This is a genomic window from Aeromonas sp. ASNIH1, assembly GCF_002934285.1.
GTDB lineage: Bacteria > Pseudomonadota > Gammaproteobacteria > Enterobacterales > Aeromonadaceae > Aeromonas > Aeromonas caviae.
Genome location: NZ_CP026228.1, coordinates 4,723,623 through 4,745,678, shown reverse-complemented (window position 1 = coordinate 4,745,678; position 22,056 = coordinate 4,723,623). Strand labels below are relative to the sequence as shown.

Sequence of the window (22,056 nt, the reverse complement as noted above, 5' to 3'; positions counted from 1 at the left end):
ACGAACTATACTGATCTTACGTACAGTTATCGAGGTGCGAGATCATGGCCAAAAGCAAAATCCAATTCCAGAAAGGCTACAGCCTGTTTGAGTTTCTCAAGGACTATGGCACTGAGGCTCAGTGCGAAAACGCGCTGTTCACTTGGCGTTTTCCTAACGGCTTTGTCTGCCCTGAATGTGCCAACAAGACCTGTTGTCGCCTGAGAAGGCGGCCACGTGTGTGGCAATGCAATCACTGCCGTCACCAGATGTCATTGACTGGAAACACGATTTTCGCAAACACCAAGCTCCCACTGACCAAGTGGTTTCTGGCAATGCACCTGTTGTCACAAACCAAAACAGGCTTGTCAGCGATGGAGCTAAAGCGCCAGTTGGGCGTCAAATATGACACCGCCTGGATGCTCAAGCACAAGCTGCTGCAAGCCATGAAAGAGTCCGATGACAAGCAGCCCATCAGCGGCATCATTCAGCTCGATGATGTCTACTGGGGTGGCGAGCGCCGTGGTGGTAAACGGGGTCGGGGCGCGGCAGGCAAGACGCCGTTTGTGGCAGCAGTGGCCCTGAACAAGGAAGGACATCCAATCAAGATGCGGATGACGGTGGTCGATGGTTTCAAAACCAAGTCCGTTGCTGATTGGGCAAAACGGCATATTGCCAGTGGTAGCGCGGTGATATCCGATGGATTGGCCTGTTTCAAAGCGGTCAAGGAGGCCAATTGTGAGCACCTGGGTGTTGTCACCGGGGGCAACCTGGACTGGCTGGATCATCCGGCATTCAACTGGGTAAACACGATGATAGGAAATGTGAAAAACTCGCTGCGGGGCAGTTGCCATACGCTCGGAGCGAAGCATTTACCAAGGCATCTTGCGGAATACTGCTTCCGGTTTAATCATCGTTTTGACCTCAAGAGCATGTTGGTTGAATTGGGGCATGCAGTCGTGGCAAGCCCTCCGATGCCATATCGGCTCTTGAAGCTGGCTGAGGGTCATGGGTAATCAGGAATCTTCTTGCAGCGTCAATGTAGCTCTACCACTTTGGTAGTTTTGCTGAAGTAACCTATACCTAACTTCGATCTCATCCAGCCTGGATTTCTCTCTTTCTACGGGCGCAAAGTGTCGATCCAGCTCATCATAAAGAGGTTTTAATTTATTGTGCTTTTGATAGCAATAAAAGGAAAATACCAGAGCCAGAATGATACTGATAATGCTTGTAATCAACATCGCGTTTCTCCTAGATGCTGGCAGGTAATATGGAAGACAGTGTCATGCTGCTTTTTTTAGCATTTAATGTAGTGCGGATCAGTTCACTCTCACGGAACTCTTTTGCTTCAGCTTCAAAGTACCAATCTGACTCGACTCCCATTTTTTCCATTGCTTCTTTAACTATTTTTGGATCAGTAAAGAAAAATTCTTTTCGAAAGTTATCCTTATTAACGCGATTCTCCGAAAACAGTTCGTGCAGCGCTCTTTCCACTTTTGGTGCATCTTCAACAAACGCTAAGGTATGGACATCAAACTTGTATGGGACACTGGCGTCTCCCAGCTCAATGATGCGATCCATGGGCTCCAAGCGTCGCGTCATGCCAATTTTCACCACATCCTCACCAAAGCTACCGTGATTGGAAATCACATATACATATCCGGCTCGGGTCAATTGGGCTTGTGAGATGGCGCGACTGTACTTCTCTTCCAGCCGACGCTTTTCTTCCTCAATCTCATCAATGCGCAACTGCATCCTAGCCCGCTCTTCGCCGACCAATTTTTCTGCCGCCCGCTTTGCTCTTCTTAATTGTGACTCCGTGACTCCGATTTCCTCATCCAGCTCATCCACATCATCACCGGACGACTTCTGTGCCCTGAGTTGGGCTTGTTGTTTTTTCTTTATCTGCTTCAACTCTTCAAGCCTAACCAGCTCTTGATGCCAAACGGTCAGTTCTTTAACTTTAAAATCAAGATATTGCGTTGTAATGTATGCACCGACGGTCTCTCCTAATTTTGTGAGTTGTTCATTCAATCTATACAATTTTTTCAAAGCGACTTCATAACTATTAAGGCGCATTTGTTTTCGTATTGTCTCAAACTCTGCATTAAAGGCTTTCAGCAATAATTTTCGGTAATCCCCTGCCATTTTTGCACCATCAGATTTACTGCCAAACCATGTCCAATCTGATATTACATAGGTAGCACTACCCCTAGCGATGCAATTATATTGCTCGTCCCTACATTTTTTAATGTTTTCCTTTAAGGATTCGCTATCCCATAATCTGAACGTAGGCGGCGGTAAGCCAATGTCGATATACTTGGAAACATTTTTGGTCTGTGCGATACATTCGTTCAGTGTCTTAAAGTCCTTTAGACCATGCTCTATATTAGTTTCAATCTCTTTATAGTGCTTTGCAAGTCCTTCTAGGGAAAGTGCGAACAAGTATCCCACGAACAAAAAATGAAAATTTTAGTCATTTAATATCAATGGGTTACCATTAAATGCTCTCGTGCCATATGACTTATTCGCACCTTCCCTAGCGATGCTCTGAAGTGTCTCTGCTTGTATCTACACCTGCAAGCCCCCTCACTAACGTAGGCTACTCAGTTTGCCGATTGGTGAAATCTCTGTCAGCAATACAGTCTTCTTAGCCAGCCTTGGCGACGTCCCGTACTTTTTGCTCTACCTGGTGCGCTATGGCCTGGATCTGGGCGAGTTCTAGTGAGCCTGCCCTAAATTGGGGGAGTTGCTTGGGGAGTGCAGCGGCACTGACGATGTAGGGGAAGGTGATCTTCTGGCGTAAATCCACAAACCAGCCAGGTAGAACCAGAACGCCACCTACCGGGACTTCGGTCCCAGTTGCACTGTTGAGCCAGTTACGCACAGTGGTGACGTTACGGCGGACCTGTTCGAGCGGCGCTTTTTCAACATGGTTTGGGAAGTGAAGCGCATCATTTTCGACCCGAACCTTGAACTGTTTTTCTCCATTGTTGATGGGTTTGGAGCGACCCTTAGTCTCGATGACAAAGACCCCGTTAGGGCAGATGATCAAATGGTCGATGTTGAATCCATCAAACGGGATATCGTGGTAAACCCGATAGGGGTGCTGTTGGGGCCTAACGATTTGGTCCAGCTCCTGACCCACTGCCAGTTCACAGGAGTAACCCAGCTTGAGGTGTTGAACCTTGTTGGCCATTTTGTAAGTTTTGGTTGTGCCATAGATAAAGAGACTCAGCATGACTACCCCAGAAGTCAGCATCACAGTCGTGCTCATAGCCTTCTTATCGATGTAGCTCTGTAACAAGAGGTAGAACCCGATCATCATCATGGTCAATGGTGTGAATAGCATTTGGGAAAAGAGGTCTATCTGCAGGTCCTGGATTTGCTGTTGCAGGGTGTGACCCGCTGGCCTGAGCAGGTCGGCGGTCAACGGGCTGACCCTATGTGAGCGAAGCCTTTTTCTTATTAACAAGATGATCCCGACAGATAAGAATATTGGGCACAAGAACAAGCCAGTAGTTGCCAGAACAGATACCGCGAGCGACGAGAATTCCATTTCATGCGTCTTTTTGGGGATGTGGTGAGGTCAGGTTAGCTGACCTATAGGAGTCTATCCATTGGGATGTGGGGCAAGTATCACAGTATCTGATTATCCCCAATGGAGATCTTACACCTTGTGGTGTTAGTGAGATAAAACAGAGAGTTACTGCGCCCCCCTTTGTGCGCAAATGGGGTTCGTTGCGCTTGGGTTTACTTGGCTGGTTGTATGTTTACTGATGCGACCCGGAAGCTGGGCGGCTGTAGCAACTCACTCGGTGGCCTTAGCAAGCAGTCCTATGACAACACTTCCCAATGCCCACCCTTGCGTGGACCAACAAAGCGTAATCGTCCCGCCTTAACCAACGCCGCCGCCGCTCGCTCCACCGTGCTGGTCGATCTGCCTATCCGCTCGGCTACTTGTTTAAGGGTCAAGGTCGGCTCAGCCACCAAGATAGCCAACACCGCATCCGGCGTTTTTACCCGCATTTCTACCGGCATTTCTACCGGCATTTCTACCCTCACTTTTTCTGGCGGGGTGGGCTGAGATGTCGGCTGTGCGGCAATCGCTTCGGCCAACGCATCTTGCAGCGCCTCTAGCAGAAACAGAATAAAATCGGTGCAGTCACTCAGCCTGTCGGCCTGACTTAATTGGTGGTAGTAGTGCTCTTGGCGCTCTTTGATGATCGCTTCCACCGGCAGGAAGGCCATCACTGGTTGCCAACGGCTCAAGATCACCGTTTGCCACAAGCGTCCCATACGACCATTTCCATCGGAAAAGGGGTGGATAAACTCCAACTCGTAGTGCAAGGCACAAGAGGCGATCAAGGGATGGGCCTCTGTTTCTGCCAACCATTGCACCAGTTGTTCCATCAGACGCGGAACCTGAGTCGGGGGGGGAGCCATATGCACTAATTGCTCACCCCGATAGATGCCGACCCCACTGCTACGCCATTGCCCTGCGTCATCGCATAACCCGTGCATCAAACGTCCATGGGCCCTGAGCAAATCCGCAGAAGAGGTAGGGGCCCAAGCCGACATTGCTTCATAAGCGGCAAACGCATTGCGCACCTCCTGGATCTCACGGGGCAATCCCAACACAGGTTTGCCGTCGATCACCGCCGTGACCTGCTCCAGGCTCAGGGTGTTGTGCTCGATGGCCAGGGAGGCCTGGATGGTGCGGATCCGGTTTTCCCGGCGCAGCATGGGCACTTGCGAGCTCTGCGTCGAGCGCCATTGCCCCACCAATTCGGCGATCTCCGCCACCCGGCTCAACATGGCGTGGGTCAGGGTGAAGGGAGGGGAATAGGCTGCCATGGGGGACTCCGACTGAAACGATTGCAAATGCGAAGGCTCAGAGATTATCAGATCGGGGGCAAGACCAACACGGCGGCGTATCTTTGTGAATTCTGTGATAAGCGGTATGCGATGACCTATGACATGGTGCCATTCGTTGTGAATTAGCGGTGTTACTCGCTCCATCTGCTTGCTATTTCATGCAATGAGGTGCAAACGAATCTCTTTGATTTAAAATCCCTCGACGTTCGCGTCGTGCCGGTTCGATTCCGGCCTCAGGCACCATTAAAATCAAAGACTTAATAAGGCCACTAGCAATAGTGGCCTTTTTGTTTCTAGTCAATTGACTGTCAGAATGGCCGCGACCTGAAGAGCCGGTTCATCTCTTGAATCTGCAAGTGCCAAGCTACGGCCCCTGGTGTGAACATCAAAGAGCCTGCTCGATGGCAGGCTCCGGAGTGCTTCCCAGATTTATCTAGAGTTCCGAGATGATGGTCGACACCTCTTCTGCTCCGTGTCTTATCTCCTCCATCACTTTTGCAACGTCATCGATCTGCTTTTGCCCGTGGATGGCGCCGTCTGCCGCGGACTGGATCTGCTCGCTGACCTGCCTGGTGAGCTGCTGATTCTGGCTGACGACATTGGCTACTTCGTTGGTCGATAGGGAGGTTCTTGCCGCCAGTTGACGAACTTCATCGGCCACGACGGCAAAGCCCCTGCCTTGTTCGCCGGCTCTCGCCGCTTCGATGGCGGCATTGAGCGCGAGCAGGTTGGTCTGGTCTGCAATGCTGCTGATGGTGGATACGATGGCGGTGATATTTTGGGATTGAGCGTGGAGCTTGCTCATCAAGGTGCTGGCATGTTCCATCTGCCTGACAATATTGTCCGAAGTGGAGACGACGGTGGTCAACATATCCTCTCCTTTGATGGCGGAGGATTTGGTTGTGACAGATGTTTCATTTGCCACCTTGGCCACATGTTGTACGGCCTGATCTTTGCTGATCTGCGGGGTGATATTGGAGGCAAACTTGATGACCTTGATCACCTTGCCATGGCTGCCCCGCACAGCGTTGTAGGTTGCCTCCAGCCAGACTTCATGGCCTTTTTGTATGGAGATGGTATTCACCTGACAGTTGCCCACAAAAGGGAGTGGTCATACGGCTTCAAACCGGATAACAAAACGGTACCCCTACCGTGTTATCCGGAGTCACCGTATGACCACCAACGAGAAAGTAGCACGTCGTAAACTCAGCCTGCTAGAGCTCGCCAAAGAGCTCAATAACGTCAGCAAAGCCTGCAAGCTCATCGGCTACAGCCGTCAGCAGTTCTACGAAATTCGCCGTAACTATCAGACCTATGGCGCCGAGGGCTTGCTCGACAAACTCCCCGGCTGTAAAGGCGCTCATCCCAACCGGGTCGCTCCCGAGATTGAACAGGCCATCCTCGATTACTCTCTCACCAGACCAACCCATGGCCCGCTGCGGGTCGCGCAAGAACTGGCTCTGCAAGGCATCAACGTCAGTGCGGGCGGTGTGCGTGGCGTATGGCAACGGCACGACTTGCTCTCCAAGCATGACCGCTTGTTGCGCCTCGAGAAAACCCACAGGGAACAGACGATTGAGCTCAATGACGAGCAGATCCGCCTGCTCGAGCGCTTCAGCCCCGAGTTTCGCGAACGCCAAATTGAGGTTCACTACACCGGGGAACTGGTGGCGGTCGACACCTTCTTCGTCGGCGCACTCAAGGGGGTGGGCAAGGTGTATCTGCAAACCGTACTGGACTGCTACAGCCGCCACGCCTGGGGACGGCTCTACACCAGCAAGCTGCCGGTGACCTCGGTCCATGTGCTCAACGAAACGGTCCTGCCGTTCTTCGAGGCTCACGAGGCGCGGGTCTATACCATCCTGTCGGACAACGGGCGCGAGTTCTGCGGGCGCCCTGACCATCACCCCTACGAGCTGTTCCTGCAACTGGAGGGGATTGCGCACCGGACCACTAAGGTACGCAGGCCGCAGAGCAACGGCTTTATCGAGCGGCTACATCGCACCCTGCTGGATGAACACTTCCGTATCAAGGGGAGGACGACCTGGTATGAATCAGTGGAGCAGATGCAGACAGACCTGGACAGCTATCTGGATCACTACAACACCCAGCGGCCACATCAGGGCAGGATGATGGAGGGTCAAACCCCCTACAGCATGTTCAAAAAGGGTCTGAAATTGATACCGAAGGAAGTGCGCACTAAAGTAGCGTAAACAAGACACCGGTTTGAGGCCGGTGTCAGGTGATAACTAGATCTGTACATCACCGCGAGGACCTTCATCATGGATACGCCAGCCTTCCAACACCTGTTGTCCCTCTTTCCATTACTTACTCTGCGTCAGCGCCGTGTCGCTCAGCATGAGCTCGCCGCTCCACACCCGATTACGTCCCTCCATGCCCAGTTACCCACATGCTGCGGCTGTCCCCACTGCCAGGCGTATGCCACCCAGCTGGCCCCCTGGGGCTGGAGCCGTGGGCTGCGTCGTTACCGTGGTAAGCAGTGTCGGCGAACCAGCTCCCTCCTCACCAAGACGCCTTTGGCCAGATTACGTAAGGCTGAGCATTGGGAGGACTACGCCCAGGCTCTCATCGACGGGCTCACTGTCCGCCAGGCCGCCGTCCGCTGCGGTGTTTGCAAGAACACCGCCTTCTTGTGGCGTCACCGCTTCCTGAAGGCGATGGCAAACCACCAGGCAACACGGGAAGAAGGCATTGTTGAAGTGGATGAAACCTTCTTCCTCGAATCGTTCAAGGGGCAGCGAGGGTTGCCTCGTCCGGCAAGACATCGTGGCGGGAAAGGGCGTACCCGGGGGACCGGGCGGGATTACATCCCGGTGATGGTGGTGCAGGACAGGGCGGGCCATCAAGCCGACTTTCAGCTGGAAAGGCTGGATGCGCAGACGGTGAAAGCGGTGTTGCAGCCACTCATCGCGCCCGATGCAGTGCTTTGCAGTGATGGTGCAGGGGTGTATGCCAGTTTCAGCCAAGCGCGGGGCATAACACATCAGGTGGTGTACAACCGTCGAGGTGAGCGAGTCATTGGGGCATACCACATCCAGCATGTGAACGGATATCACCGGCGGTTGAAGGAGTGGATGGAACGATTCCATGGAGTCGCAACCCACTACCTGAGGAATTATCTGGGCTGGCGCAGGATGCTGGAACGTTACGGCAGGGAGGTAAATACCAAGATGTGTTTGCATGAGGCGCTAGGGCACCCGATGCAACACGTAATTGGGACATAGCCTTTTTATATGCGGTGATAAATAAAACGTATTCCTATTCTGAATTATTTGTTCGATGCATCGATTGTTTAACGGGGGTCTGTCAGTGGGCAAGACAATGGTTCGCAGTCGTGGGCGAACAGGGCTTCATTTCGGCGAATACGGGTATCCAGGGCAGGGGCTTGTCGGTGAGGAGTGACGGTTGTCTGCATCGATGGGGGAGGGCGTGCAGCGGGAAGGTGCGGCATATAGAGGTGTTTCGGTCCCTCTGTCCGGGAAACCTGCACTTGAGTATTTGAACGCATCTGTTGTCCATTGTCATGGACGATGGGAAGGAGGGGTGACGTTCCGTGTAGCTGCGAAATGCCCTGGAGAGGCTCGCCTGACCTGGTCAGGCGAGCAGGCTCATATCGCGTCAGTCATCACCCCTGGACATTGACCAGGATCCGGCCGCGCACCTGGCCTGCCAGGAAGGCATCCCCCAGGGTCACGACTTGGGAGAGAGGCACTTCCCGGGTGAGGAGATGGAGGCGGGTCAGGTCGAGATCCTCGGCCAGTCGGGCCCAGGCCTGCTGACGCAGCGGGCGCGGTGCCATCACGCTGTCGATGCCATAGAGGGTAACGCCGCGCAGGATGAAGGGCATGACGGTGGAGGGGAAGTCCATCCCTCCCGCCAGACCGCAGGCGGCCACGGCGCCGCCGTAGCGGGTAGTGGCGCAGGCATTGGCCAGGGTGTGGCTGCCGACGGTGTCGATGACGCCGGCCCAGCGTTCCTTGCCCAGCGGGCGTCCCGGCGCGGCCAGTTCGGCGCGATCGATCACCTCGGCGACGCCGAGGGACGTCAGATAGTCGGCCTCGTGCAGCCGCCCGGTGGCGGCCACCACTCGATAGCCCAGCTTGGCCAGGAGGGTGATCGCCACGCTGCCAACACCGCCGTTGGCGCCCGTCACCAGAATGTCACCGTCACCGGGGGTGATGCCGTGCTTCTCCAATGCCATCACGCAGAGCATGGCGGTGTACCCTGCGGTGCCGATGGCCATGGCGTCCCGGGGCTGGAAGCGCTCAGGCAGGGCGACCAGCCAGTCGCCCCGGACCCGTGCCCGCTCTGCCAGCCCGCCACTGTGGGTCTCGCCCACGCCCCATCCGTTGAGCACCACCTTGTCGCCGGGGTGCCAGTCGGGATGCTGGCTCTCCAGCACGGTACCGGCAAAGTCGATGCCGGGGATCAGAGGGAAGCGGCGTACCACAGGGGAGGCGCCGGTGAGGGCCAGGCCATCCTTGTAGTTGAGGGAAGACCACTCTACCGCCACGGTCACATCCCCGGCAGGCAACATCTCCTCGGAGAGGCTCTGGTAGCTGGCGCGATAACCCGCCTCGTCTTTCTCGATCAGAATACCGTTGAACATCTTGTCTACTCCCATTAATTGGACTGACTGACTATTAATCTTCGTAAAAAAACCTATTTGGCCAAGGTCATGAAAAAGCGGAGAAAAGAGAGCATGGGCTCGGTATCGCCCACCAGGCGTGCGCGCAGTACGGCGCCTTCCCAGCCGATCCAGAACTGATGGGCGAGGGCAGGGCAGTCACAATCAGGGGGCAGCTCCCCCGCCGTCACGGCATCCCTCAGGCAGCGGGCGAGCAGCGCCTCCCAGTCGAGGAGGATCTGCTCGAGGCGCAGGCGCAGCTCGGGGGACAGTTGCACCACCTCCTGACCCAGGTTGCCCACAAGGCAGCCCCGCTGGAACGCATAACGGGTCATGCCCCGGCAGGCGCTGTCGACGAAGGCGACAAGGCGGGCCAGGGGAGGCAGGCTCTCATCCTCCAGATAGCGCGTCAGCTTGCGGCAGAAGTAATGGTGATAGGCATCCATGACCGCCAGAGTGAAGTCGTGCTTGGTGGCGAAGTAGTGATAGAAGGAGCCCTTGGGGATCCCGGTCGACTGCAATACCCGCTCGATGGAGGTGGCGGCGATGCCCTGTTCGGTCAGCAGCTCCATGCCCCGGCGGATCAACAGATCCCGGGTGTCGGCATAGGTGTGCCCGTGCTGGGCAGGGCGGCCGCGAGGGCGGCGGGGCAGAGCGTCGCTGGTTGGCATGGGGGGTTATTAGACGCCTCTACTAGAAATGATGCAAGCCCGGCGCCGGGCTAAGGTGCGGGGGATGAGATCGGGTGGTCGCAGCAAGCTGGCGCCAGCGGGGCAGAAAACAGCGAGGGCGCCATTGGCGCCCTCTCATCGATGGGTGGCTGGGTCTCAACTGCGCAGCTTGTTGTAGACAAACAGCACGATCAGGGCGCCAACGGTGGCGATGATGATGCTCGGCAGGTTGAAGCCGGTGACCGTTCCCATCCCAAGCAAGGTGCTGACATAGCCCCCCACCATGGCGCCGACCACCCCCAGGATCACCGTCATGAAGAAACCGCCGCCATCCTTGCCCGGCATGATCCATTTGGCCAGGATGCCGACGATCAGCCCCAGTACCACCCAAGTAAGAAATCCCATGGTCATCTCCTCATTGTGTGCAGAGAACCAGAGTATATGCAGGGATCCTGCTTGTATCCCGCCGCAGCACGGCGTGAGTCAGAAACGGTCATATGAGACTCGCTCATGACCATGGCAGGCAGAGGACTTCAGCCAAGCGCGCGGGTGTCGAGGCGCTGCCCGGCGGGGGAGCACACCAGCACCGACCCCTGCTCGAACCAGTCTCCCAGCACGATGCGCCGCGCCGCACGCCCATCCAGGGTGAAGTCGTGGATGGCGGGCCTGTGGGTGTGGCCGTGGATCATCAGGCGGCAACCGTGCTGGCGCAGCATCTCGTCTACCGCCTCCGGGGTCACGTCCATGATGATCTGGTTCTTCTGGGCATTCTCCATCTGGCTTTGGCCGCGCATCTTGTGGGCGATGGCCTGGCGGCGCGAGAGCGGCAGGCGCAGGAAGAGCCAGCGCAGCCATTTGAGTTGTGTGATGCGGCGAAACTTCTGGTAGCCCTCGTCCCGGGTGCAGAGCAGATCCCCGTGGCTCAGCAGCACCCGCTCGCCGTACAGCTCGATGACGCAGGGGTCGCCGAGCAGGGTCATGCCGGCCCGTTTGGCAAACTGGCGCCCCAAGAGGAAGTCGCGGTTGCCGTGAATGAAATAGAGGGGCACCCCTTGCTGGCTCAGGGCGAGAAAGGCATCGGCCACCTCGCGGTGGAGCGGGTTGGGGTCGTCGTCCCCAATCCAGAATTCGAACAGATCCCCCAGCACATAGAGGGCGTCGGCGCCGGGCGCGTCTTCGGCCAGAAAGCGCACCAGGGCCGCCGTCATGTCTGGCCTGCCTTGGCTGAGGTGAATGTCACTGATAAAGAGGGTGCTCATGAGTTCCTGGGCATCATGGTAAGAGAGTCCCGCCTGGGGGCGGACAAGGCCTGTGACCTTGCTCGTCGAGCGGGTGGGGGAGGGAAGGGCAGCAGAGCCCCGCAAGGTTGACGCCCTCCAGGGTCAGCAACGCCTCGTAAGGGTCGCCGGACAGACCCAGCAGGCGGCACATGGCCGCTTCCCCCTTGAGCCCTTCATCAACGCGCAGGCGCAGCACCTCCCGGTGGAAGGGGGCGCCAAAGCGCTCAAGCAGGGCGGCCATCAGGCTGAGGTGGCGCCAGCCGTTGAGGTGCTCGAGGGGATCTGGGGTGATATAGAGCTCAAGGGACCAGCACTGGCCATCGGGCCCGCGACGGCTCTGCTCGGCGATCCAGACCTGCTCGCCCTTGCTTCGTACCTGCCAGCCTTGGGTTGCCAGCGTCGCGGCAAGAGAGGCCGGGTCCGGGTGCTGGCAGAGGATGTCGAGATCGCTGCCGGGCCGGTCGAGCCCGATGGCGACCGTGCTCACCAGGGCCATATCGTCGCACAGGCGGCCAAGCTCATCCCACAGGCCGGCACTCAGCAGGGCATGGGCCGAGCGCTGGCGTGCGTTGCCACGGGCCAGATAGTCGAGGCGGCGCCAGTTGGGGGCGGCAGATGGAAAAACTGCGGCCGGGGCCGCAGTGGTATCAGAGCCTGGCCGGCAGGGATTACTCGGCAAGGGTCACCTTGGTGATCACCACGTCTTCGGTCGGGACGTCCTGGTGCATGCGGCCGTAGTTGCCGGTCTTCACGCCCTTGATCTTGTTGACCACGTCCATGCCGGCGGTCACTTCACCGAACACGCAGTAGCCGAAGCCCTGGGTGGTGGCGGACTTGAAGTCCAGGAAGTCGTTGTTGTTCACGTTGATGAAGAACTGGGCGCTGGCGGAGTGCGGCTCCATGGTGCGGGCCATGGCGATGGTGCCGACCTTGTTGGACAGGCCGTTGGCCGCCTCGTTCTTGATGGGGGCGCGGGTCTCTTTCTCTTCGAAGCCCGGGGCATAGCCGCCGCCCTGGATCATGAAGCCGTCGATGACGCGGTGGAAGATGGTGTTGTCGTAGTGGCCGTCACGGCAGTATTGCAGGAAGTTGGCCACGGTTTCCGGGGCTTTTTCCGCGTTCAGGGTGAGGGTGATGTCGCCGTGGTTGGTGTGTAGAGTGACCATGAGTTGTCCTTTCATTTTGACGCGAGCGGCAAGGTGCTCGCAGGTGTATGGCATAAAGTGGTGGCAATTCTAGCCCATCAGGGCCCTGCGGCATAGATGGCAGGGGGGAGAGTCGGCTTTTGCGCCTCGTTTTCTATACCGGATGCGGTTAGAATGGCAGGCCATTTTACTCACAGGCAGTGGTCATAAGATGCTGAAGATATACAACACACTCACTCGTCAAAAAGAAGAATTCAAACCTATCCACCCGGGCAAGGTGGGCATGTATGTGTGTGGCGTCACTATCTATGATCACTGTCATATCGGCCACGGTCGCACCTTCGTCGCCTTCGACGTCGTCGCTCGCTACCTGCGCTACAGCGGCTACGAGCTGAACTATGTGCGCAACGTCACCGACGTGGACGACAAGATCATCAAGCGCGCCGCCGAAACGCACGTGACCTGTGACGATCTCACCGAGCGCCTCATCGGCGACATGCACCAGGATTTCGACGCCCTCGGCATGGTGCGCCCTGACATCGAACCCCGCGCCACCCGGCACATCGGCGAGATCATCGCCCTGGTCGAAACCCTGCTGGAAAAAGGGCATGCCTACGTGGCGGACAACGGCGACGTGATGTTTATCGTCGACTCCTACGCCGACTACGGCAAGCTGTCCGGCCAGGATCTGGAGCAGCTGCAGGCCGGTGCCCGGGTCGACGTGGTGGATGCCAAGCGCAACCCGCTGGACTTCGTGCTGTGGAAGATGTCCAAGCCCGGCGAGCCGACCTGGGACAGCCCCTGGGGTCCGGGTCGCCCCGGCTGGCACATCGAGTGCTCCGCCATGAACTCCAAGCACCTTGGCAACCACTTCGACATCCACGGCGGCGGCTCCGATCTGCAGTTCCCCCACCACGAGAACGAGATCGCCCAGTCCTGCTGCGCCCACGGCGGCGACTACGTCAACACCTGGATGCACAGCGGCATGGTGATGGTGGACAAGGAGAAGATGTCCAAGTCCCTCGGCAACTTCTTCACCATCCGTGACGTCCTGGCCCACTACGACGCCGAAACCGTGCGCTACTTCCTGATGTCCGGCCACTACCGCAGCCAGCTCAACTACTCGGAAGACAACCTGAAGCAGGCCCGCGCCGCCCTGGAGCGCATGTACACCGCATTGCGGGATCTGCCGCTGGCCGCTGCTGCCGGTGGCGACGAGCAGGTGGCCCGCTTTGTTGATGCCATGGACGACGACTTCAACACCCCGGAAGCCTACTCCGCCCTGTTCGATCTGGTGCGCGAGATCAACCGCCAGAAGGGTGAAGACATGGCCGTTGCCGCCGCACTGGGCGCCCGTCTGCGGGAACTGGGCGCCGTGCTCGGCATCCTGCAACAGGATCCGGATGCTTTCCTCAAGGGTGACGAAGCGGACGAAGAGGTCGCCGAGATCGAGCGCCTGATCGCCGAGCGCAACCAGGCCCGCGCCGACAAGAACTGGGCTGCTGCCGATGCCGCTAGAGCCCGTCTCACCGAGATGGGCATAGTGCTGGAAGACAGCGCCGGCAAGACCAGCTGGCGCCGTGCCTAAGGCCGGTGGCCCTGTTGGCGCCTAGTGCCAACAGGTTGAGCCAATAAGAAAACCGCAGCCCTGGGGCTGCGGTTTTTGTTTGGGCGAGGGCCTTGCCCTCGAAGGTGTTTCGCCCGCCCTTCGGGCTGGGGCGAGTGACTTTGGAAAGACCCAAAGTCACCAAAGGTCTTCTCCCCCGGCAAACCGCCCGCTTCGCGGGTTCCCTCGTCTCGTCCAACGGGTCGGACGGAGCGCAGCAGACGGCACATCCCTGTGCCGACTGCGGCTGCGCCATCATCCCTGATGGCGCTCCTGACCCGCTGAACTCGACTCGGCGGATTGCAGGGGGAGCCAATACCGTGCCAGTCCGTGGCTTCATCTTGGGAAGGTGCGAATAAGCGGGGAAATTCTTCTCGGCTGACTCAGTCATTTCATTTTTTCAGTTTGAGCCGATCTTTTCTCCCGTAAATGCCTTGAATCAGCCTATTTAGACCGTTTCTTCGCCATTTAAGGCGTTATTCCCAGTTTTTAGTGAGATCTCTCCCACTGACGTATCATTTGGTCCGCCCGAAACAGGTTGGCCAGCGTGAATAACATCGCCAGTTGGTTATCGTTTTTCAGCAACCCCTTGTATCTGGCTTTCACGAAGCCGAACTGTCGCTTGATGATGCGAAACGGGTGCTCCACCTTGGCCCGGATGCTGGCTTTCATGTATTCGATGTTGATGGCCGTTTTGTTCTTGCGTGGATGCTGTTTCAAGGTTCTTACCTTGCCGGGGCGCTCGGCGATCAGCCAGTCCACATCCACCTCGGCCAGCTCCTCGCGCTGTGGCGCCCCTTGGTAGCCGGCATCGGCTGAGACAAATTGCTCCTCTCCATGCAGCAGATTACCCAGCTGATTGAGGTCATGCTCGTTGGCCGCGGTGGTGACTAGGCTGTGGGTCAGGCCACTCTTGGCATCGACACCAATGTGGGCCTTCATGCCAAAGTGCCACTGATTGCCTTTCTTGGTCTGATGCATCTGCGGATCGCGTTGCTGCTCTTTGTTCTTGGTCGAGCTGGGTGCCTCAATGATGGTGGCATCGACCAAGGTGCCTTGAGTCATCATGACGCCTGCTTCGGCCAGCCAGCGATTGATGGTCTTGAACAATTGGCGGGCCAGTTGATGCTGCTCCAGCAGGTGGCGGAAATTCATGATGGTGGTGCGGTCCGGCAAGGCGCTATCCAGGGATAACCGGGCAAACAGACGCATGGAGGCGATTTCGTACAGAGCATCTTCCATCGCGCCATCGCTCAGGTTGTACCAATGCTGCATGCAGTGAATGCGTAGCATGGTTTCCAGCGGATAAGGTCGCCGGCCATTACCAGCCTTGGGATAAAACGGCTCGATGACTTCCACCATGTTTTGCCATGGCAGAATCTGCTCCATGCGGGACAAGAAAATCTCTTTTCTGGTCTGACGGCGCTTACTGCTGAATTCACTGTCGGCGAAGGTGAGCTGATGACTCATGATGAACCCTTTTTCATGGCTCCAGATGACAAACATGATCTCATATCAGGGACTTGTTCGCACCTTCCCTAGCCCTCTCCCCCAAGGGGAGAGGGGACAAAGCCGAAACCCTGTCGAGGGCCGCGCCCTCGTGTCCTGCATGGCGAAGCCATGCCATTCACACGTGGGACGACATTGCACCAGGCAATGCCGTTACCGACCCCTCACCCTAGCCCTCTCCCGCAAGGGAAGAGGGGATCAAACCGAAGTCGCCGAGGTTGGCGGGTGGAACCCTGTCGAGGACGGAGTCCTCGCGTCCTGCGCGGCGAAGCCGTGCCATTGAGGTGTGGGGCGGCATTCGCCAGGCAATGACGTTACCGACCCCTCACCCTGACCCTCTCCCCCAAGGGGAGAGGGGATCAAACCGAAGTCGCCGAGGCTGGCGCGCGAAACCCCGTCGAGGACTCAGTCCTCGCGTCCTGCATGGCGAAGCCGTGCCATTGAGGCGTGGGGCGGCATTCGCCAGGCAATGAGGTTACCGCTCCCTCACCCTAACCCTCCCCCCAAGGGGAGAGGGGATGGTTACTGCGGACGATTACGCTTCGCTAATCGACCCTACCGACCCTACCGACCCTACCGACCCTACGGCGTAGCCATGCCAAATGACGGTGAATGACCCCACACCTTGACTCTCTCCCTCAAGGGGCGAGGGGATGATTACCGTGGACGAATACGTGGCGGGAATCGACCCGGCACCCAGGGGCGAGGGCAGAGTTGTGCCCCTGTGTTTCGCATGGCGACGCCGCTTGGGGTCCGGTTATGCCAAAATGTGAACAAATCGATCTTTCCCCCGGTCAATCGCGGTCTGCCACTTGTCGGGCCCGCCCCGAGTTGGCTAAGGTAGCCGCCCATCAGATGCACGCAGTAGTGGAGGTAGGCATGGATAAAATTTTGCTGGCGCTCTCGGAGCAGATGATAAACGCGCGGGATCTGGAGAGCCTGACCCGCCCCTTGCTGGAGATGCTGGCGTCGGTGACCGGGCTGGAGTCGACCTATCTCACCGAGATTGACCTCGGGCAAAGCAGCCAGCATGTTCTGTTTGCCCGCAATGCGGCCGGGCTGCAGATCCCCGAGGGGATGACGGTGGAGTGGAGCGATACCCTGTGTCGCCGTGCCATCGACGATGAGATTGGCTACACCGACGACGTCGCCGCTCTGTGGGGGGACTCCCAGGCGGCCAGCGAGCTCGGCATTCGCTCCTATCTGAGCAGCCCGGTGCGCACCTCTACCGGCTCCCTCTATGGCACCCTGTGCGGCGCCAGTACCGAACAAAAACCCGCGGTGGCGGGGGCGCAGCAGCTCATTGCCTTCTTCGCGCACCTGATTGCCGAACAGGTGGAGCGGGAGCAACTGCTGCGGCAATTGCAGCAGGCCAACGACGAGCTCTCGCGCCTGGCCCTCTCCGATCCCCTCACCGGGCTCCCCAATCGCCGCGCCCTGATGCTCGAACTCACCCGCCTCTTCTCGTTGTCGGAGCGGGCGGGGCATCCGGTGCTCATCGCCTTTGTGGATCTCGATGGCTTCAAGGCCATCAACGACGAGCATGGCCACGAGGCGGGGGACAGGCTGCTCACCGCCATGGCGCGGCAACTGAGCGAGACCCTGCGCGGCGGCGATCTGCTGGCCCGCTTTGGGGGGGACGAGTTCGTGGCCGTGGGCATGGGGCCTTTCCCGGGCGCCGACACGCTGGACGGGGCGGTGGCGGCGTTTCGCCAGCGCCTGTTCGAGCACAGCGTGCTGTCACTGCCGGTGGGGGACAAGGTGATCCATTATCCCGGTGCCAGCGTGGGGGCGGTGGCCGTGATGCCGGCCGAGGTCAGCGTCGAGGAGGCGCTGAACCGGGCCGATGCGAGCATGTATGCGGTCAAGCGCCAGCGCCGGGCCGCAGGGGAGGGCGGGAACCCGCCTCCTTCCAGTCAGGTGTCTGCCCCGCGATAGGAGCGGGGCGGGTTGAGAGGGCACAGGGTGGCGCGTCCACCCGGGTGCCAGTCTGTTTTCCCTTTTATCAGTTCGGAGCCCATACCATGGTTCATCTTCTTGCCCGCCGTGTGCGCGCCCTGGCCGGGCGGGCGGCCACCCTGGTGGCCGGACTCTGCGAGTTTCAGCAGCGCATCTGGGTGGTCAGCATCGTCAAGGAGTCCTACACAGATACCTTCGTGGTCAACGAAGGGGGCTTTGAGGAGCCCTTGCAATGGATGCGCCGCAAGGGCTACAGCGCCGAGATGCTGGCCAGGGTGGAGGCCATGGCCCGATCCCAGGTGCTCCAGCTCGAGTGCGCCGGGCAGCATCACCGTCTGATGCGGGTGAAATAGGGGCGAAGCCGCCCCCGGATGGCCTGGGCGGCACCGCCGCCCGGGCATTGACCACATATACTGCCGCCCTCTTCGTGTCAGACGGGGCAAATGGGTCGCCAGTTATGATTTTTCCGTGGTTCTCTCCGGTTTCAGACCGCCGGAGTAGACGCAAATCGCGGAGTTGTAGCTGTTGAAGGTGACCGCGTAGTTGAAATCGCAGAAATAGGCCGGGTGCTTGGTGGCGACAATGTCCCCCGTCTTGCATTTGTCCTGCATCCCCTCCACCAGGGTGTCGTTGTTTGACCCGAGACAGGCCTTGCCGGTGGTCTTGTCACCGCCGCAGGCCATCAGAAGGGCGCAGACCGAGAGACTCATCAACCATTTCGCTGTGTTGTGCATGTGTGTTCCCAAGAGATCGGAGAGATGGCGGGGAAGGGTGTGAGCGCGGTGCTGCCCGATAAAGGCGGCCAGCGGGCACGCTGCCGCCCCTGACTGTCGCTGCCACCGTGCGCCCTGCCCCTTGCCGTGAAAAAGGGGCCAACAGGCTCCTGCGCCCTATATTACGGACCCGAGGCGGTCTGCGTCACCCCTTGTCGTTGCAAGTGGCGAACATTAAACGGGTTTCGTGCGCTGGCTCAAAGGCGGGCCGGGGCCATGGCGGCCCCGGCGGGGGAAGGGGTCAGGGGGAGGGGAAGTATTTGTGCTGGAGCTGCTGGAAGTCGCTGCTGGCCAGCACCTGGGTCAGGCCGAGCTGGAACTCCCTGACCAGGGCATCGTCCACCGGGTGGCTGAAGGCGAAACAGTACTGCTCGGAACTCAACATCCAGCGCACCTCGAACTGGGCGGGGTCCAGCTGCTGGGTCTTGATGAGATCCAGCAGGGTGGACTTGTTGCTGGAGACCAGCTCGACGCGGCCCGAGGTGAGCATGCGCAGGGCCTGGGAGAGGCGGTTGGCGGTCATGATCTTCTGCTCGTCGAAGCCGGCGTTGAGCAGCAGTTGCTCCACCACATCGGATCGCACGGCGCCTATGGTGTAGCGCTGGGCATCTTCCAGCCTGGTCAGGGTCAGGGGGCGATTGGCGAGCCCCATCAGCACTATCTCGGCATAGCCGATGGGGCAGGCCCATTTGAACAGGGGATTGCGCGCCTCGGTGCGGGCGGTGGAGAAGAGCACCACATTGGGTTTCTGGGTCAGCAGGTAGTAACCCCTGGCCCAGGGGAGGATGCTGACGGGCTGGACAGGGGTGCCGGTCTTTTGCCACACCAGGTGCAGCAGGTCGATGGCAAAGCCGGTCGGGGCGCCATCCTCCCCGGTGAAGTTGTAGAGTTTGTGCTCTTCGGTGAGGTAGTGCAGGCTGGCGAGCGCCGGGCTGGCCTGGGTCGCGGGAGTGCCCCAGACCATGGCCGCGAGGGCGGCGCAAGCGACCAGTCTGCGAAGGGGGACTGCAATGTCTGTGTTCATCCTGACCGTCCTGCTGCCGAGTGCCCAGTTTCAAGTGTTGCCAAGTCACGGCGTTTCGCCACCCGGCGAAGACGTTATCCGCCGGGGGCCGTCATCATCTTGCCACTCACAACCGGGTCGGCGCCCCCTTTTTACCAGGCCGGGCGGGTGTGACCCAGGGGGGTGAACGCCTCATCCCTCAGCCCTACCAGCAGGGTGCTGCCATCCTCTTGCAGGCGAAACTCGCCGTAGCGGGCCGACTCATATTGATCTCCCGTGCCCTCTTCGAAGAAGAAGGCGTCTGGCCCGATAAACCACTGGCCGTCGCGCTGGCGCACCTTGAGCAGGCGCTCCTCCGGGCCCGGGGCCTCGGGCTTGCCCCCTTCCACCCAGTGCACCACCTGATGTTCATCCAGGCGAATGACCAGGGTGTGGGGGCCGGCGGCGGCCTGGCGGCCCGCCAGCTGGCGGGCGAGGGCGTAGTTCAGGCGCATGTAGTCCCCCTGCATCAGGGAGCGGGGGTCGACCGGTGCCAGCTCGATCAGCACCACCTCCCCCTGGCTCATGGCGTGCTCGAAGCGCCAGACGGCGGCGTTGATGCCGGCGAGCAGGGCAAGACCGGTCAGCAAAAAGGCGAGGCGTCTCATGAGGGGCTCCTGTGGTGAAGGTGCTTGAGCCACTGACGGGTACCGAGCAGCAGGGCCCCCGAGGCGAGCAGCAGCCAGGACTTGGTCATCAGGGTCAGCCCCAGATCGTAGTAATAGAGGGAGCCAAAGCCGAGCAGCAGCAGGCCTGCCAGGGTCATCAGGGCCAGGCTGCCGGCGTAGAAGCCGAGCACCAGCACCAGGGCGCCAGCCCCCATGCCGGGAATGATGGCGCTGATCACCACCAGCGGCAGCCCGTAGCGCAGCGGCAGCCTGAGGCGAACCATGACCGCGAGCAGCAGGGCGGCGCAGAGCAGGGGATTGAGCCAGAGGGGCAGGCGGGAGCTGCCGAGCTCATTGAGCACGCTGGTGCCTCCCTCCCACAGGGGGTGGTGCAGCCGTCCCAGCACCAGCAGGGAGAGTGCCAGCCCCAGGGTGAGGGATTCATAGAGCAGATGGCGGGCGGGATCGCGCTCCGCCTGCAGCCAGCACAGGGCGACGGCGCCCATCACCAGCGGCAGGGCCAGCAGGTGCAGGCCGAGGCAGGCGAGGGCGAGGGTGAGCAGGATGGCGGCGGCGAAGCTGTGGAACAGCCTGATCAGCCAGTGCTCGAACAGGGCGGCCACCCCGAGGGAGAAGGCGGTCAGACCGAACCAGAGCCACGCGACGTTCAGATCCAGCCTGTCCAGCAGGCCGTAGAGCAGCCAGGCATCTGCCGCCAGCGCCAGCGCCAGCACGAACTGATCCCAGAGATCGCTGCGGGTCGCCATGCGGTTGAGACCGAGGGCGGCGGCCATCAGCACCATCCCCATGGTGAGGGCGTTGTTGGGGTCGCGGGTCAGCTGCTCGAAGGCCATGAAGAGGAAGAAGAGCAGGAAGAGGGCGGCTATCCAGCCCACCATGCCGAGCAGAAAACGGCCCGACCAATGGGGCTGTTCATCCCGGGGGGCATCCCCTTCCACAAGTTGGGCAGCACGCAGGCGCTCCCAGGGGGTGAGATCAGACATGCTGCCTCCGTTGTTGTTGCAGCCAGCGGCTGGCCATCACCGACAGGCCGATGGCGATGAGGGCCAGCAGCAAAAAGCCGTTCATGTCCGGCTCCATCCACTTGCCAAGGGCCGCGAGGAGCACGGCGATGAGGCTCAGGCACCCCATGGCGAGCCCGGCGATGAACCTGTGGTGCCAGCGCAGGTAGGCGGCGCCGAGCCAGGCGAGCCAGGCAGGCCAGACCCAGGGAGAGGCGGCATCGAACAGGGCCAGCAGGGTGAGCAGGGTGATGCCGAGCCCCGCGGCCAGCCCCGCGAGCCAGGAGGGCATCAGGGCGTAGCGGGCGGGCACCAGGATGAGCAGACCCCAGAGGGCGGCGTTGAGCAGGGTCAGGCACCAGCCGAGGGCCTCCTCGTTGAAGGAGAAGAAGAGATCGAGAAGACCGAGCCGCCAGTAGAGCACCAGGGCGAGCTGACCGAGCAGCCAGGCCAGGGTCCAGAGCAGCGGGCTTCTGCCAAGGGCCGCCAGCGGCAGCAGCATCAGGGCCCAGGTGGCGAAGAGCTGCCAGGGGTCGGCGCCGGTCTGGTAAGTCTGACCCACCAGGGCGAGCAGGGCGCCGAGGTTGAGGGCCAGGGCCAGCAGCAGGGCCTGGCGCGGGGTGTCACTCATGGGTTTGCGCCAGAGCACCAGGAGTATGGCGAGCAACGGCAGCTCCAGCAGGGCGAGACGTGAGAGGCGCCCCAGGGCCTGCCAGTTGAAGGCGACGAAGAAGACGAGGCCGGCGCCAAGGCAGAGGCAGCCGAGCCAGAGCAGCAGCCTGTCGAACAGCCACTGCCAGCGGGCAGGGCCGGGGGGCAGATCGCACAGGGCCAGGGCGGCAGGCAGCGAGGCCCGTGGCAGGCGGCCGCGCCTGACCCAGTCGAGCAGGGTCTGTCTTGAGGTGAGATGCATGGGGGCTCCTGAAGCCGTGATGC

At 59.6% G+C, this 22,056-nt stretch carries 23 protein-coding genes; 6 read left to right on the top strand and 17 right to left on the bottom strand.

Annotated elements, in window-relative coordinates; genetic code table 11:
* The first annotated feature begins 44 nt into the window (after nucleotides 1-44).
* Nucleotides 45-995: an IS1595-like element ISKpn3 family transposase gene (locus tag C2U37_RS22855; protein ID WP_005342491.1), complete on the top strand. Its 951-nt coding sequence runs from the start codon at nucleotides 45-47 to the stop codon at nucleotides 993-995.
* Here the strand turns inward: C2U37_RS22855 and C2U37_RS22850 are convergent, their stop codons facing one another.
* The 5 genes from C2U37_RS22850 to C2U37_RS24950 form a co-directional block, all read right to left on the bottom strand.
* Nucleotides 996-1,220: a hypothetical protein gene (locus C2U37_RS22850; protein WP_104453115.1), complete on the bottom strand. Its 225-nt coding sequence runs from the start codon at nucleotides 1,218-1,220 to the stop codon at nucleotides 996-998.
* 10 nt (nucleotides 1,221-1,230) lie between these two features.
* The gene (locus C2U37_RS22845; protein WP_158656305.1) at nucleotides 1,231-2,424 is read right to left on the bottom strand and encodes a DUF4041 domain-containing protein; all 1,194 of its coding nucleotides are present in this window, start codon (nucleotides 2,422-2,424) and stop codon (nucleotides 1,231-1,233) included.
* Nucleotides 2,425-2,629: 205 nt separating this feature from the next.
* Nucleotides 2,630-3,412, bottom strand: a complete 783-nt coding sequence (locus C2U37_RS22840) for a nuclease-related domain-containing protein (RefSeq protein WP_233768439.1) — start codon at nucleotides 3,410-3,412, stop codon at nucleotides 2,630-2,632.
* A 404-nt stretch (nucleotides 3,413-3,816) separates the two neighbouring features.
* Nucleotides 3,817-4,836: a Fic family protein gene (locus C2U37_RS22835; protein ID WP_199770489.1), complete on the bottom strand. Its 1,020-nt coding sequence runs from the start codon at nucleotides 4,834-4,836 to the stop codon at nucleotides 3,817-3,819.
* A gap of 454 nt (nucleotides 4,837-5,290) precedes the next feature.
* Nucleotides 5,291-5,941, bottom strand: coding sequence for a methyl-accepting chemotaxis protein (locus tag C2U37_RS24950; RefSeq protein WP_302058751.1), 651 nt, complete (start codon nucleotides 5,939-5,941; stop codon nucleotides 5,291-5,293).
* Nucleotides 5,942-6,029: 88 nt separating this feature from the next.
* Here C2U37_RS24950 and C2U37_RS22825 point away from each other — a divergent pair, with 88 nt between their 5' ends.
* The gene (locus C2U37_RS22825; protein ID WP_101613896.1) at nucleotides 6,030-7,070 is read left to right on the top strand and encodes an IS481-like element ISAs19 family transposase; all 1,041 of its coding nucleotides are present in this window, start codon (nucleotides 6,030-6,032) and stop codon (nucleotides 7,068-7,070) included.
* 69 nt (nucleotides 7,071-7,139) lie between these two features.
* Nucleotides 7,140-8,102 carry an IS1595 family transposase gene (locus C2U37_RS22820; protein WP_104453111.1) on the top strand — a complete coding sequence of 321 codons (963 nt, stop codon included), beginning with the start codon at nucleotides 7,140-7,142 and terminating at the stop codon, nucleotides 8,100-8,102.
* A 401-nt stretch (nucleotides 8,103-8,503) separates the two neighbouring features.
* On the opposite strand, the gene acuI is transcribed toward C2U37_RS22820, so the two are convergent.
* From acuI to C2U37_RS22790, 6 genes are all read right to left on the bottom strand, one after another.
* Nucleotides 8,504-9,487 (bottom strand): acrylyl-CoA reductase (NADPH), encoded by a 984-nt coding sequence (gene acuI / locus C2U37_RS22815; protein ID WP_104453110.1) that lies wholly within the window; start codon nucleotides 9,485-9,487, stop codon nucleotides 8,504-8,506.
* 53 nt (nucleotides 9,488-9,540) lie between these two features.
* Nucleotides 9,541-10,176 (bottom strand): acrylate utilization transcriptional regulator AcuR, encoded by a 636-nt coding sequence (acuR, locus tag C2U37_RS22810; protein WP_104453109.1) that lies wholly within the window; start codon nucleotides 10,174-10,176, stop codon nucleotides 9,541-9,543.
* Between the two features lie 156 nt (nucleotides 10,177-10,332).
* Nucleotides 10,333-10,581: a GlsB/YeaQ/YmgE family stress response membrane protein gene (locus C2U37_RS22805; RefSeq protein WP_010675223.1), complete on the bottom strand. Its 249-nt coding sequence runs from the start codon at nucleotides 10,579-10,581 to the stop codon at nucleotides 10,333-10,335.
* 128 nt (nucleotides 10,582-10,709) lie between these two features.
* A complete protein-coding gene (gene lpxH / locus C2U37_RS22800) occupies nucleotides 10,710-11,435 on the bottom strand; it encodes a UDP-2,3-diacylglucosamine diphosphatase (RefSeq protein ID WP_104453108.1) in 726 nt (241 codons plus the stop codon).
* A gap of 13 nt (nucleotides 11,436-11,448) precedes the next feature.
* Complete coding sequence (locus tag C2U37_RS22795) at nucleotides 11,449-12,135, bottom strand: DUF4269 domain-containing protein (RefSeq protein WP_104453107.1); 687 nt, start codon at nucleotides 12,133-12,135, stop codon at nucleotides 11,449-11,451.
* Complete coding sequence (locus tag C2U37_RS22790) at nucleotides 12,125-12,622, bottom strand: peptidylprolyl isomerase (RefSeq protein WP_010675220.1); 498 nt, start codon at nucleotides 12,620-12,622, stop codon at nucleotides 12,125-12,127. The genes C2U37_RS22795 and C2U37_RS22790 overlap by 11 nt, the downstream gene beginning before the upstream one ends.
* Nucleotides 12,623-12,812: 190 nt before the next feature.
* Here C2U37_RS22790 and cysS point away from each other — a divergent pair, with 190 nt between their 5' ends.
* On the top strand, nucleotides 12,813-14,189 hold the full coding sequence (gene cysS, locus C2U37_RS22785; RefSeq protein WP_104453106.1) for a cysteine--tRNA ligase: 1,377 nt from the start codon (nucleotides 12,813-12,815) through the stop codon (nucleotides 14,187-14,189).
* A 507-nt stretch (nucleotides 14,190-14,696) separates the two neighbouring features.
* On the opposite strand, the gene C2U37_RS22775 is transcribed toward cysS, so the two are convergent.
* Complete coding sequence (locus C2U37_RS22775) at nucleotides 14,697-15,677, bottom strand: IS5-like element IS5 family transposase (protein ID WP_026141915.1); 981 nt, start codon at nucleotides 15,675-15,677, stop codon at nucleotides 14,697-14,699.
* A 918-nt stretch (nucleotides 15,678-16,595) separates the two neighbouring features.
* Between C2U37_RS22775 and C2U37_RS22765 the strand changes: the two genes are divergently transcribed.
* Nucleotides 16,596-17,654, top strand: coding sequence for a GGDEF domain-containing protein (locus tag C2U37_RS22765; RefSeq protein ID WP_104453105.1), 1,059 nt, complete (start codon nucleotides 16,596-16,598; stop codon nucleotides 17,652-17,654).
* Between the two features lie 86 nt (nucleotides 17,655-17,740).
* Complete coding sequence (locus C2U37_RS22760) at nucleotides 17,741-18,028, top strand: hypothetical protein (protein WP_039041204.1); 288 nt, start codon at nucleotides 17,741-17,743, stop codon at nucleotides 18,026-18,028.
* A gap of 102 nt (nucleotides 18,029-18,130) precedes the next feature.
* Here the strand turns inward: C2U37_RS22760 and C2U37_RS22755 are convergent, their stop codons facing one another.
* The 5 genes from C2U37_RS22755 to C2U37_RS22735 form a co-directional block, all read right to left on the bottom strand.
* A complete protein-coding gene (locus C2U37_RS22755; RefSeq protein ID WP_233768438.1) occupies nucleotides 18,131-18,409 on the bottom strand; it encodes a hypothetical protein in 279 nt (92 codons plus the stop codon).
* A gap of 280 nt (nucleotides 18,410-18,689) precedes the next feature.
* The gene (locus C2U37_RS22750) at nucleotides 18,690-19,412 is read right to left on the bottom strand and encodes a substrate-binding periplasmic protein (protein WP_104453303.1); all 723 of its coding nucleotides are present in this window, start codon (nucleotides 19,410-19,412) and stop codon (nucleotides 18,690-18,692) included.
* 191 nt (nucleotides 19,413-19,603) lie between these two features.
* On the bottom strand, nucleotides 19,604-20,098 hold the full coding sequence (locus tag C2U37_RS22745) for a GDYXXLXY domain-containing protein (RefSeq protein WP_104453104.1): 495 nt from the start codon (nucleotides 20,096-20,098) through the stop codon (nucleotides 19,604-19,606).
* A complete protein-coding gene (locus C2U37_RS22740; protein WP_103242925.1) occupies nucleotides 20,095-21,102 on the bottom strand; it encodes a DUF4401 domain-containing protein in 1,008 nt (335 codons plus the stop codon). The genes C2U37_RS22745 and C2U37_RS22740 overlap by 4 nt, the downstream gene beginning before the upstream one ends.
* Nucleotides 21,095-22,033: a DUF2157 domain-containing protein gene (locus tag C2U37_RS22735; protein WP_041213112.1), complete on the bottom strand. Its 939-nt coding sequence runs from the start codon at nucleotides 22,031-22,033 to the stop codon at nucleotides 21,095-21,097. The genes C2U37_RS22740 and C2U37_RS22735 overlap by 8 nt, the downstream gene beginning before the upstream one ends.
* Between the last annotated feature and the right edge of the window lie 23 nt (nucleotides 22,034-22,056).